This window comes from Pedobacter sp. (assembly GCF_965227205.1).
In the GTDB taxonomy this organism is placed as follows: domain Bacteria; phylum Bacteroidota; class Bacteroidia; order Sphingobacteriales; family Sphingobacteriaceae; genus Pedobacter.
Genome location: NZ_OZ245727.1, coordinates 1,209,054 through 1,220,621 on the forward strand (window position 1 = coordinate 1,209,054; position 11,568 = coordinate 1,220,621).

The following is an 11,568-nucleotide window of genomic DNA, read 5'->3' on the forward strand; positions in this document are numbered from 1 at the left end:
ATTGAAAAAGTATATATTACTAATTGCCGTTTTTATAAGCTTTAAAGGGTTTTCTCAACAAAAACCACAATACACGCAATATATTTTTAACCAATATCTTTTAAATCCAGCCTTATCAGGAATTGAAAATTATATAGATTTCAAAGCTGGTTTTAGGAAGCAATGGGCCGGAATTAATGATGCACCTCAAACTTCTTTTGTTTCTGCACACTGGGCTTTGGGCGATAATCAACTTTGGAGTAATGCATTAACATCGTTTCCAGAACAAACCGGAAACCCAATGGATAGAAACTATATGCAGAATTATACTTCTTCGCCTGCACACCACGGTATGGGATTTACAGTTGTTCAGGATAAAGCTGGTCCACTTTCCAGACTTGATGCTAATGTTACTTATGCTTACCATTTGCAATTGAATAACGATTTTAATCTTTCGTTAGGTGCTGCTGCCGGTTTATCAAATATTAGGTTAGATATAAATTCGCTAACTTTTCCAGATAGCCAAAGCGATCCTGCGTTATCGAATACAATTGTTAGCCAGCTAAGACCAGATTTAAGCGTTGGTTTGTGGTTGTATGGCGCAAGAGTTTTTGCAGGTGTATCTGCACAACAGGTTTTATCGCAAAAATTAAATTTTACAAATTCTGAAAATTATAATACCGGGAAAGAAGTGCCACACTTTTTTGCCACAGTTGGTTATAAATTTTTTATGGATGATCAAATTGCAGCGATTCCATCAGTTATGGTCAAATACGTTCAGCCTGCGCCAGTATCAGTAGATTTGAACATGAAAGTTGCTTTTAAAGATAAGGTTTGGTTAGGAGGGAGTTATAGAAAAAACGATTCCTTTTCTGCAATGGCAGGATTTAATATTGGTAAAATGGTGAATCTTACTTACTCTTATGATTTTACTACTTCTGATTTAAATACAGTAAGTAATGGTAGTCATGAAATTGTACTTGGCTTAATGCTAAATAACATTTACAAAGTACCTTCTTATATTAAAATGTGGTAGTTGGTTTTTGGTCGATTCTATGGTCGGTTGTTTAGCAAGCTATATGCTTTAGAGTAACCCAAAAAACTAACCAACTAAAAAACTAACCAACTAAAAAACTAACCCACCAATTAAAGTTCCTTTCTAAGTCTTGCAACCGGGATATTCATTTGTTCGCGATATTTAGCTACCGTTCTACGGGCAATATTATAGCCGCGTTCCTTCAAAATATCGGTAAGTTTCTCATCAGCTAAAGGCTTACGTTTGTCTTCATTACCAATGCAATCTTCAAGAATTTTTTTAACTTCTTTATTCGAAACTTCTTCGCCGTTTTCAGTTTGAATTGCTTCAGAAAAGAAAGATTTAAGTAAGAATGTTCCAAATTCTGTTTGAACATATTTAGAGTTTGCAACCCTCGAGACGGTTGAAATATCCATATCGATTTTATCAGCAATATCTTTTAAAATCATCGGGCGCATTTTACGTTCATCAGCTGTTAAAAAATATTCATACTGATAATGCATAATTGCATTCATTGTTTTTAACAGCGTTTGCTGTCTTTGCTTAATCGCATCGATAAACCATTTTGCCGAATCTAATTTCTGTTTAACAAACTGAACAGCTTCCTTTAATTTCTTATCCTTAGCAGAAGCTTTATCGTAATGTTCAAACATTTCCTGGTAAGAGCGACTTACTTTTAATTCAGGAGCATTTTTTGAATTTAAAGTCAAAATTAAAACGCCATCATTATTGCTGATGTGAAAATCAGGAATAATTTGCATTTGTTTTGTGGTAACCTGATTCGCATCGCCCGGTTTTGGATTTAGGCGAAGAATTTCGTTTACAACTTCTTTTAATTCTTCACTATCCAGGTTTAAGCTTTTCTCGAGTTTATCGTAATGTTTTCTTGTAAATTCATCAAGATAATTTTCTACCACATTCATTGCTTTAACAATAATTGGGTTGTTTGTATCTTTTCTTTTAAGTTGAATTAATAAGCACTCTTTTAAATCTCTTGCCCCAATTCCTGGAGGATCGAAACTTTGAATTAAACGAAGCATTTCTAAAACATCTTCTTCCTCAACCATTACGTTTTGAGAGAAAGCAAGATCATCAATCATAGAGCTTAAAGGGCGACGTAAATAACCATCATCATCTAAACTTCCAATTATTTGCTTACCTATAATAAAATCCTGATCTGAAAGTGGAATTAAATCTAATTGTTCTTGTAAACTTTCGAAAAATGTACTTTCTATAGCGATTGGTGTTTCTTTTTTCTCCTCATCATCATCGCCATTATTATAGTTTGTACTATAGTCATTTGCAGAATCGTCCTGAAGATAATCATCAACATTAAATTCATCCATGCTATTATCTTCTGATGAACTTTCATAGTCCTCAGGACCATCATTTAAATCATCATATTCGCCTTTAGGCTCATCAGCAGTCATTAAACTTGGGTCTTCTAAAGCTGGATTTTCTTCCAGTTCCTCTTTAACCCTTGTATCTAAAGCAACAGTTGGCACCTGTAACAACTTAATAAATTGAATTTGCTGGGGTGATAACTTTTGTAGTAATTTCTGTTGTAGATGTTGCTTTAGCATGTTATTCTAAGTATTCGGCAAAAATAAGCAATTGTTAGCAGATAATCTTTAGAATAGTTCCAATTACTTTATGATGCATTTGGTTAAATGCGTTGTTGATAAACTCTAGTGGCACTATTTTTTTATATTTTATAATATAATTGTTACTTTCGTTTAAAAAACAAACTAAAACTAAAATTATGGGAATTGTTAAAGAATTCAGGGATTTTGCAGTTAAAGGAAACGTTCTTGATTTAGCTGTCGGTGTAATCATTGGTGCAGCTTTTGGAAAAATTGTAAGCTCACTTGTTGAAGATATTATTACGCCTGCCGTTTTAGGCCCGGCTTTGAAAGCTGCAGGTTTAGAGGATTTAAGCAAACTCGTTATTCCAGGAACGGCAATTAAATATGGTAATTTCCTATCGCAGGTTATTGCTTTCGTTATTGTAGCCTTTGTTTTGTTTTTGATTATTAAAGGCGCTAACAATCTTAAAAAGAAAGAGGTAGAAGCTCCAGCTGCAGCCCCTGTGCCAACTAAAGAAGAAATTCTTCTAACAGAAATTAGAGATGTTTTAAAAGCAAAAGCATAAAATTTAAAAAGGTTCGCAAGTAATTGCGAACCTTTTGTTTTAGTAACTTCTTTTAACTTTCGGGTTTGTGATAATTACATAATCTGCAAGGTTTTTGTATTTCTCCCAATCTGGATTTTCAAAATTTTCATCAGAGAATGATGAAATATTTAAAATTTGAAGTTTTGGTGCATAGGCATTAAGTTTAGCCAATGTTCCAAGTTTCTCATCGCTATGAAAACGGCCATTTAATTGAAGGATTTTATTTCCTTTATGTGTTTTGGCATATTTAGCGATTGACCAGGCCATTGTTGCATCCCAAAGGTTTTGGGTTTGGTAAATTTTCATTGGCCCCATATTATGTCCTCCAAGTGTTTCCAGAAACTTATCATTATATCTGCCTGTTGCTGTATCAATTGGTAATGGTGGCAAAAATGCGTTAGAGGTTTTAGGGAAATTTTTTAAAGCATCAAGTCCGCCTTTAGTTACCGCGTTACTGTATCTGGTAGCTGCATTTCCTGCTATAACATCAACTTTGTTTGCTTTTGCATACTCAATCAAAGGCTTATAATCTTTGTAATTATTCCAGGCTCGTGCTTCTTTAATAAAATTCTTCTCGGTAATTAAATCTCCAAGATACTCATCAACAATCGGCTGTATATCTGTATGAAACATTTCTAAACTCAAAGCTGTTTTCTTTGGATATTTCTCACTTAACTTTTTAAAGATTGTAGCTTCTAAATAATGTCCGATTGAATCGTTGTGTTCTTCGCCAAAAAATAAAACATCAGCATCATTCATATCACTTATAATATCGTCAACAGAAATTATTTTTTGTTTTCTAACATCATAAATTTTATAATTAGATTCGATTTGCTGGCTGTAGCAGGCAAAAGAACACAATGAGGCGGCTATAAATAGTAGAAATTTCATGCCATCAAAATACTAAAATATTTTTCACCGATAAAATGAGGTTATTTACCGTTATTTTTTGCTTTTCTACAGTTAACAGTTAGTTGGGTTAACATCTTATAAATACATTTGGTTATTAATAATTACACAAATGGAAACTTCAAATAATAATAATATAAATAACAACTACTCGGGCAGAATGCTTAGTGGTTTAATTATCATTTTAGTTGGATTGGGCTTTCTGGTTAGAACAATGAATTTAGATATTCCACGATGGATATTTAGCGGTTCTAACCTTTTAATCCTTTTAGGCGTTTTTCTTGGACTTCGAAATAATTTTAAAGGAATTGGCTGGTTAGTGCTGGTTTTAATTGGCGCTTACAACACTATTGATAATATGCATCTTGGTTTTGATGCTTCTGAGTATGCATTAGGCGTAGGTTTTGTAATTGTTGGCGCTTACTTAATATTTAAACCTAAGAATGGTATATCGAACTTTAATTTCGGTAATCGTGGCGGCGAAAATCTTAATCAGGCAGATAAATCTTACAATAAAAGGATGGATAATGATTTTGTTGAAGCTACCGCAGTTTTTGGTGGAAGCCATCAAACTGTATTTTCAAAAAACTTTAAAGGTGGAGATGTTACTGCTGTTTTTGGTGGTGCAGATATTAACCTAACACAAGCCGATTTTAATGAACAAGTAAAGCTGGATGTTACAGCAGTTTTTGGAGGGATTAAACTTATTGTGCCTCCAAACTGGGCAGTAAGATCTAACGTTACAGCAATTTTTGGTAGTGTAGAAGATAAAAGAGGAAGTTTAATGCCAAACACAGAAATACAAAAAACCTTAGTATTAGATGGAACAGCAATGTTCGGTGGTATTGAGATTAAGAGTTTTTAAACTTTTGCAAAATACGTGGCGATTTATTTCGCCACGTATTAATTACTAAACTAAAATCATCTAACTAAACCTATAACTTTGACAACAAGACCACTTTCAGTTCCTCAAATACAGAAAATATCTTTGGGTATTGCGCTGTGCTGGACTATTTTGTGTGCCATCGGGATACATTATGTTGTAAATTTTTCGTGGATAATTTCGATAACCGATAGTACTATTAATAATTTTTTGCTTGCCATAGCTTGTATAAGCATCAGCAATATGCTAGGTTATTATCAGCCAAAAAATGAAAGAATTTTGTATGTGCTCATTATAACACTTGCCTTAACTTTTGTAATTATTTATCTGGCAAAATATGGCTTGTTTTACATTTTTACTGATTTTAAAGATTACAAAGATTTCTATAATTTTTCCTTTGCTTTTAGAGGATTAATTTCTTTTATGTGTTTGGGATGGTGTGCATTAGCTAATATTTTATGGTACAGGCTAGAAGAGCAATCAGAAACACAATCGAGGTTACTTGCAGCTCAAAATTTGGCAAAAGAAGCCGAGCTGAATAAACTAAGACATCAACTGCAACCACATTTTCTTTTTAATAGTTTAAATTCTGTTTTCGCGTTAACTATGGTAAATCCAAAAGAAGCAGGTGTAATGATTACTAAACTGGCTTCTTTTTTACGTGGAACGCTAAAGCGTGATGATGAGTTGTGGGTTTCTATAGAAGAGGAAATGGAATATATTCAGCTTTATCTTGATATCGAAAAAGTTAGGTTCAGTCATCGCTTAAATATTGAAGTAAATGTTGATGAAAATACCCATCAACTTTGCCTGCCCGGAACACTTTTACAACCTATTGTTGAGAATGCTATTAAATTCGGACTTTACAATACTTCATCGGCAATAACTATAAAAATTGATGTGAATGTGAGCAATAACATACTGAATTTGCGTGTGCAAAATCCTTTCGACCCGGAAATGAGAGCAACCGGTGGAACTGGCTTTGGTTTAACTGCAATTAAACGAAGGTTGTACCTGCTCTTTGCAAATCCTGAACTTTTAAGAACCGAAATTGAGGCAAATAATTTATATATTACAACCTTAAAAATTCCTCAAAAAAATGATCAGGACCATATTAATTGATGATGAGCCTTTAGCCAGAGATATTGTAAAATTCTACCTTTCAGAACATAAAGAAATAGAGGTAGTTGCAGAATGTTGCGATGGTTTTGAAGGTTTAAAGGCAATTACTCAACACAAACCCGATTTAATTTTCTTAGACATTCAAATGCCAAAAATTAGTGGCTTTGAAATGTTAGAACTGGTAGAAGATAAGCCCGCGGTAATTTTTACTACTGCTTTTGATGAGTTCGCAATTAAAGCCTTTGAGGTTAATGCTGTTGATTATTTGCTGAAGCCAATTGATAAAGCAAGATTTGATGCAGCCATTAAGAAATTGCCTGCAAGGTTAAATCAAACTGAAAATACAGATGCAGTTTTAGATGCGGCAGCACTTAGTCCGGGTCAAAACAATAGGGTAGTGGTAAAAAAAGATGGTATAATTAAAATTATTCCGGTTGCTGAAATTAATTACCTCGAAGCAGATGACGATTATGTAAAACTAAGTACTTCAGAAGGTGCGTTTTACAAGAATAAAACAATGGCATATTTCGAAAAAACACTCGATGCCGCATTATTTATTCGCATTCACCGTTCTTACATTATTAATCTAGCTCAGGTTACAAAAATAGAATTGAAAGAGAAAGATAGCTACGTGGTTCTACTTAAATCGGATATTTGGTTACCGGTAAGCAAAACAGGATATGTGAAACTGAAAGCTGCTTTGGGCTTGTAATGGAATTTAATTGTTAGATTTCATTTAAACTTTATAAAGCTAATTAGAATTGCTATTTTTGCTCCTCGTAAAATAAATACAAACAGACTTGCATTTATAAATGAATACTTTTATATTTGCACCTCTTAATTTTGAAATTAATAAGATAATATACAGTCATGAAAAGAACATACCAACCTTCGCAAAGAAAGAGAAGAAACAAACACGGCTTCCGCGAAAGAATGGCAACAGCTAACGGCAGACGAGTATTAGCATCACGTCGTGCTAAAGGAAGAAAAAGATTAACAGTTTCAGACGAGCGTAAGCATAAAGCATAATTTTTGATTGCTTTTCTGTAATTTCAGAAAAGGCAGATCAAATCTGCAATTATCAATCAAAAAAATATGTATACATTCAGAAAAGAAGAACGGTTATGCAGCAGGAAACATTTAGAACTGCTGTTTAAAAACGGTTCTTCTTTTTTATTATACCCATTTCGGGTTTCGTATATCTTCATCGAAGATAAAATTGAAGTTCCTGTTCAAGTGGTAATCAATGTGCCGAAAAAGCGGTACAAAAGGGCGGTAGACCGTAATCTATTAAAACGTCGCATTCGCGAAGCTTATCGTTTAAATAAATTAGATAAATTTTATTCTCTATTACCCCAAGATAAAGGCTTGCTTTTATTTTCCATTCAATTTGTTGGTAAGGATAAATATGAATTCTATTTTATTGAGAAAAAACTAATTTCAACTTTTAAAAGATTTCAAAATCTAATTAATCCAAATGAAGCTGATAAATAAAATATTTGGCTGGTTTTTTTTAGGATTGATAAAAATATATCAATATGCAATTTCGCCAATGTTAGGTGCTAATTGCAGGTTTACACCAACTTGTTCTCAGTATGGTATCGAGGCAATTAAAAAGCATGGTCCATTCAAGGGCGGTTGGATGGCTTTAAAACGAATTGGTCGTTGTCATCCTTGGGGCGCTCATGGTCATGATCCGGTGCCATAGATGATTATCCATTTACAATTTTTCCATCTCACATTTTCCATTTCTTTAATATCTTTGCGCAATGGCTAAAATACTTCAACTCGAAACGGCTACTTCTGTGTGCTCTGTTGCTTTATCTATCGATGGAATAACAACTTTTAGTAAAGAAGAAATTGGGCAAAATTTACATGCAAGCAAGCTAACTTTATTTATTGATGAGGTTATAAAATCTGCTGGATTAGCTTATGGTGATTTGGACGCGATAGCGATTAGCAAGGGGCCTGGTTCTTACACCGGTTTAAGGATTGGAGTATCTACAGCTAAAGGATTGTGCTATGCTTTAAACAAGCCGCTTATTGCAATTGAAACACTTAAAATGATGGCAGCTGGCTTTGCTGAACAAAATCCCGATTATGAAGGTTTAATTTGCCCTATGATTGATGCCAGAAGGATGGAGGTTTATACCACTGTTTTTGATAATAAACTGAATGTTTTAGAAGAAACTTCTGCTAAAATTATTGAAGAAAACAGTTTCGAAAACCTCTTATCAAAACAAACCGTAACATTTATTGGCGACGGAGCTGCAAAATGTGCCGAAACCTTGAATACTGAAACTGCTTTATTCAACAATCAGAATTTTAATTCTGCTGGAAATATGTCTGCATTGGCTTTCAAAGAATTTAACTTAGTTAATTTTGAAGATGTTGCCTACTTCGAGCCTTTTTATTTGAAAGATTTTGTTTTAACCCAACCAAAGAAAAAGGTTTAGCTAATTTATTTTCTTTTAAAAATTGAAAATAGGTTTTTGAAAAAGCTGCCACCTTCATTATCATTTATGCCAGGCATTACATCCCTAAATTGCGGATGGTTTACAGTATTTCCAAATTTTATTCCCAAGCCCATATAAAACGAAGCTCCGTTTGCGCCACTGCCCACTGTTCCATCGCGTTTAATTAATCCAGATGCTGTACTCGCAGTAGAAAGCAAATTATCTGTTCCCATAAAGAACTCAAAATTTGGCGTTTGATATTTGCCTTGTAATCCAACCATAAATACATTATTTAAATTGTACAATGGTATAACGCTTCCTGAAAAATTGTTGTAATTAAAGGTGTTAATAAAAGCAATATCGCCACCACGATAAAACAAATTCTTAGATATAGCAATTCCTGGTTTGTAGAAGCCATAAGTTTTTGAAAGATAAACATCTGCTTTAGCATTTGTTAAAGCTGTAAACTTTTCTGGTTGTTCTGATAGTTGAAAAATTTCTCTTATTTCCCGATTTGTGTTGCTCTGTCCTTCTTCAATGTTAATCTGTTTGGTTGTACTTACTGTAGTTGTATGGGTGTTATTACGCCACCATATAAAGCCCAAATCTTTAATGTTTGCCATTAAAAATAGCCCTTTTTTGGTGGTGTAATTTGTGCTAAAACCTACTGAAACTCCAGGGTTTTTAAATGTGGGTATAAAGGTATTACTACTAATTTTATTTTGGTCATTAAAATTGGCAGAATAGGTTCCGGCAAGGCCAATGTCTAAAGTATTTGTTTCTGGGTTAATGTATAAATATGAATCAGAAATATTTAAATCATTGTAAACGATACCACTTAATAAACTAGCCTTAACACCAAATGCTAAGCGTTTATTATAATTTTCGCGATAGGTAAAGCTAAATTGATGGTAAGATTGCTGGTAGCCATTCGTATTGAAAATATCATTCAATGCTTGTTGCTGTGGAAATCTCCTGTAAGAATCAAAAATTGCTAGAGTTTCATTTGTATAATTTATTTGCGCATCAGAACGTATTTGCCATGCAAAACCCATTTCTTTTTGATATTTGTAGGATTTGAATACTCTTAAAGTAAGCAGATACATATTGCTGTTTTGGTAGAAACGATTTATCTCACCTGTATTAATCGGTAAAGAACGTGTATCGTTAACACCTTCATTTACTAATCTTCTAATTGCAGTTTCAGAGCTTCCTCTGTTTGCACCATTTACACCAAAGTATGGTAAGAAAAAATTCGAAGAAAATTTTCTGGAAGAATCTAAAACGAATGATTTTTGAGAAGGATTCTCAAAAGCATCGAACATTGTTTTCGTGCCAAATAATCCGTATTGCTGGCTAAAAGATGTTTGATAAAATGTAATTAAAACTACGGCAAGTAAAAGTCTCTTCATTAAATATATTTTTAGCTATGCATTTATTAACGGTTGCTTGTTGTATCTGGTATTTCGGGCTTTAAATATTTGTTTAATAACAGGTTAGTGATAAATTTATTTCCATCAGCACTCATTTGATAATAAAAAGTATCGAAATTTTTTAAGCCACTATCTGCTCTTAAATGTTTGTAGTAAGGTAACCTTATGTTTGAGCGAAAAATATCTCTTGAATTTTCAGTGTTAATGTAGAAACTTACATTCGATTTTGTAGAAACCAAATTTAAGGCTTCCAAATATGATTGCTGGTTTATCAATAACTTATTGTTTTTATAACTTTTCAAGAAAGATTCGATTGTACTTGCATTGTTGGCAAAAACTAAGTTGTTATCGATAATTGTATAAAATGGTCGGCTAAATTTTTTCAGTGGTGCACCAAAAAAAGCGTATAATATATCCGATTGCTTAAATGCTTTAATCTCATCATTATAATCTGTACTAACATCCAGTAAAAGCTGCTTAACCTTTTCTCCGTTAGATAAAGATATTGCACCAAGTTTTTCAGTAGTGCTTAATTGAAAACAAATAAATTGATTCTTTGTATAGGTATTAAAAATGGAATTTAAATCAACTCTGAAATCATTTTTAACAACATTAATAACGTTTTCTGACTTTTTAATATCCTCCACCGATGTTTGCCAAGTCTTTAATTTTTTACTCCAATTTTCATAACTATCGAAAGCGTAAATATTATAGTTAGCTGTATTGTAAGGCAATATGTTCGTTATGTATATTGTTTGATTAGGTGTTTGTTCGAAAAGCTTTAAATAGTTGTTCGCATCTTTTAATTCTGTAGTTCCGTTAAAAAGAACTTTTTCTTTGCTGAAATTATAACTTAATGATGCAAAACTGTTTTGCTTATCTAAAACTGAAATCTCACCATTAATATTTCCTGCAATAATATTTTTTAGAAGTAAAGGCGCTTTATTGTAGTTGATATAGATTTGGCCTAAAACGTTTTTATTATGCGTATTATTCAGCTTAATGTATTCTGTGAACGGATTTTCTGTCAGCCTAACAGCTGCATCAATTATAAGTTTTTTTGATGTTGATGCTGTAATAACTTGATTTTGTATGCCAACAAATACAGCTAAACTATCGTTCAATTTAACTTTATAAATATTGTTGCCCTCGTTATTAATTGGGTATTTGTTTTTTAATAGATTATAAAAGTTTTGAAATGTTTTGTTAGGTTGAATCTGAACCGTAATCAGGAAATTGAGCTCTTTTTCTTCATCAGGAAGTACACTTAAATAAATTTCCTGATTAGAAATCGAACTATTTAGTGATATATCTTGAATGAAATATGATTTCAGGTTATTAAGAAGCTTTGTTTTTTCATCGCCTAAAACCTGTTGAATTAAATTTTGACCTTCGATAATTTGATAAAAACTCTTATCGTTTTGGAAAGCGAATATTAATGCAGCATTATTTGTAGCCGATTGAAGCGCAAGGTCTTTTGCATTATTTTCATTGCTTAATTTAGAAAAATACAGGTAAGTCATAAACCCAACTCCTGTAATTAATACAATTAAAATAACTAAGATTTTTTTCATGTG

At 32.8% G+C, this 11,568-nt stretch carries 13 protein-coding genes; 9 read left to right on the top strand and 4 right to left on the bottom strand.

The annotated features are described in order from the left end of the window. Position 1 precedes the first annotated feature (1 nt). On the top strand, positions 2 to 1,015 hold the full coding sequence (locus tag ACO05K_RS05070; protein ID WP_421943371.1) for a type IX secretion system membrane protein PorP/SprF: 1,014 nt from the start codon (positions 2 to 4) through the stop codon (positions 1,013 to 1,015). A 110-nt stretch (positions 1,016 to 1,125) separates the two neighbouring features. On the opposite strand, the gene rpoN is transcribed toward ACO05K_RS05070, so the two are convergent. Further along, a complete protein-coding gene (rpoN, locus tag ACO05K_RS05075) occupies positions 1,126 to 2,598 on the bottom strand; it encodes an RNA polymerase factor sigma-54 (protein WP_421943372.1) in 1,473 nt (490 codons plus the stop codon). A 179-nt stretch (positions 2,599 to 2,777) separates the two neighbouring features. Here rpoN and mscL point away from each other — a divergent pair, with 179 nt between their 5' ends. After that, the gene (gene mscL / locus ACO05K_RS05080; RefSeq protein WP_421943373.1) at positions 2,778 to 3,167 is read left to right on the top strand and encodes a large-conductance mechanosensitive channel protein MscL; all 390 of its coding nucleotides are present in this window, start codon (positions 2,778 to 2,780) and stop codon (positions 3,165 to 3,167) included. A gap of 39 nt (positions 3,168 to 3,206) precedes the next feature. On the opposite strand, the gene ACO05K_RS05085 is transcribed toward mscL, so the two are convergent. Then, positions 3,207 to 4,079: a ChaN family lipoprotein gene (locus ACO05K_RS05085; protein ID WP_421943374.1), complete on the bottom strand. Its 873-nt coding sequence runs from the start codon at positions 4,077 to 4,079 to the stop codon at positions 3,207 to 3,209. A gap of 130 nt (positions 4,080 to 4,209) precedes the next feature. Between ACO05K_RS05085 and ACO05K_RS05090 the strand changes: the two genes are divergently transcribed. The 7 genes from ACO05K_RS05090 (at position 4,210) to tsaB (ending at position 8,558) form a co-directional block, all read left to right on the top strand. Further along, positions 4,210 to 4,962 carry a LiaF transmembrane domain-containing protein gene (locus ACO05K_RS05090; RefSeq protein WP_421943375.1) on the top strand — a complete coding sequence of 251 codons (753 nt, stop codon included), beginning with the start codon at positions 4,210 to 4,212 and terminating at the stop codon, positions 4,960 to 4,962. 78 nt (positions 4,963 to 5,040) lie between these two features. Continuing rightward, entirely contained in the window at positions 5,041 to 6,102 is a 1,062-nt protein-coding gene (locus ACO05K_RS05095; RefSeq protein ID WP_421943376.1) for a sensor histidine kinase, read from the top strand. Then, the gene (locus ACO05K_RS05100; protein ID WP_421943377.1) at positions 6,080 to 6,814 is read left to right on the top strand and encodes a LytR/AlgR family response regulator transcription factor; all 735 of its coding nucleotides are present in this window, start codon (positions 6,080 to 6,082) and stop codon (positions 6,812 to 6,814) included. Before ACO05K_RS05095 ends, ACO05K_RS05100 begins: the two co-directional genes overlap by 23 nt. Before the next feature lie 158 nt (positions 6,815 to 6,972). After that, positions 6,973 to 7,131: a 50S ribosomal protein L34 gene (gene rpmH / locus ACO05K_RS05105; protein WP_010601723.1), complete on the top strand. Its 159-nt coding sequence runs from the start codon at positions 6,973 to 6,975 to the stop codon at positions 7,129 to 7,131. Between the two features lie 66 nt (positions 7,132 to 7,197). Then, positions 7,198 to 7,596 (top strand): ribonuclease P protein component, encoded by a 399-nt coding sequence (locus ACO05K_RS05110; RefSeq protein WP_421943378.1) that lies wholly within the window; start codon positions 7,198 to 7,200, stop codon positions 7,594 to 7,596. Beyond that, positions 7,580 to 7,810 (top strand): membrane protein insertion efficiency factor YidD, encoded by a 231-nt coding sequence (gene yidD / locus ACO05K_RS05115; RefSeq protein ID WP_421943379.1) that lies wholly within the window; start codon positions 7,580 to 7,582, stop codon positions 7,808 to 7,810. Before ACO05K_RS05110 ends, yidD begins: the two co-directional genes overlap by 17 nt. A 61-nt stretch (positions 7,811 to 7,871) precedes the next feature. Then, on the top strand, positions 7,872 to 8,558 hold the full coding sequence (gene tsaB, locus ACO05K_RS05120; RefSeq protein WP_421943380.1) for a tRNA (adenosine(37)-N6)-threonylcarbamoyltransferase complex dimerization subunit type 1 TsaB: 687 nt from the start codon (positions 7,872 to 7,874) through the stop codon (positions 8,556 to 8,558). A gap of 5 nt (positions 8,559 to 8,563) precedes the next feature. Here tsaB and ACO05K_RS05125 read toward each other — a convergent pair whose 3' ends face one another. Both ACO05K_RS05125 and ACO05K_RS05130 read right to left on the bottom strand, forming a co-directional pair. Further along, positions 8,564 to 9,970 carry a DUF5723 family protein gene (locus ACO05K_RS05125; RefSeq protein ID WP_421943381.1) on the bottom strand — a complete coding sequence of 469 codons (1,407 nt, stop codon included), beginning with the start codon at positions 9,968 to 9,970 and terminating at the stop codon, positions 8,564 to 8,566. Between the two features lie 26 nt (positions 9,971 to 9,996). Beyond that, positions 9,997 to 11,565 (bottom strand): hypothetical protein, encoded by a 1,569-nt coding sequence (locus ACO05K_RS05130; RefSeq protein ID WP_421943382.1) that lies wholly within the window; start codon positions 11,563 to 11,565, stop codon positions 9,997 to 9,999. Positions 11,566 to 11,568 lie beyond the last annotated feature (3 nt).

Bases quoted from the DNA above. Each gene is read 5' to 3' on its own strand.
- tsaB (WP_421943380.1), top strand. From the start codon at position 7,872: ATGGCTAAAATACTTCAACTCGAAACGGCTACTTCTGTGTGCTCTGTT.
- ACO05K_RS05085 (WP_421943374.1), bottom strand. From the start codon at position 4,079: ATGAAATTTCTACTATTTATAGCCGCCTCATTGTGTTCTTTTGCCTGC.
- ACO05K_RS05125 (WP_421943381.1), bottom strand. From the start codon at position 9,970: ATGAAGAGACTTTTACTTGCCGTAGTTTTAATTACATTTTATCAAACA.
- ACO05K_RS05130 (WP_421943382.1), bottom strand. From the start codon at position 11,565: ATGAAAAAAATCTTAGTTATTTTAATTGTATTAATTACAGGAGTTGGG.
- ACO05K_RS05110 (WP_421943378.1), top strand. From the start codon at position 7,198: ATGTATACATTCAGAAAAGAAGAACGGTTATGCAGCAGGAAACATTTA.
- rpmH (WP_010601723.1), top strand. From the start codon at position 6,973: ATGAAAAGAACATACCAACCTTCGCAAAGAAAGAGAAGAAACAAACAC.
- ACO05K_RS05100 (WP_421943377.1), top strand. From the start codon at position 6,080: ATGATCAGGACCATATTAATTGATGATGAGCCTTTAGCCAGAGATATT.
- ACO05K_RS05090 (WP_421943375.1), top strand. From the start codon at position 4,210: ATGGAAACTTCAAATAATAATAATATAAATAACAACTACTCGGGCAGA.
- yidD (WP_421943379.1), top strand. From the start codon at position 7,580: ATGAAGCTGATAAATAAAATATTTGGCTGGTTTTTTTTAGGATTGATA.
- rpoN (WP_421943372.1), bottom strand. From the start codon at position 2,598: ATGCTAAAGCAACATCTACAACAGAAATTACTACAAAAGTTATCACCC.
- mscL (WP_421943373.1), top strand. From the start codon at position 2,778: ATGGGAATTGTTAAAGAATTCAGGGATTTTGCAGTTAAAGGAAACGTT.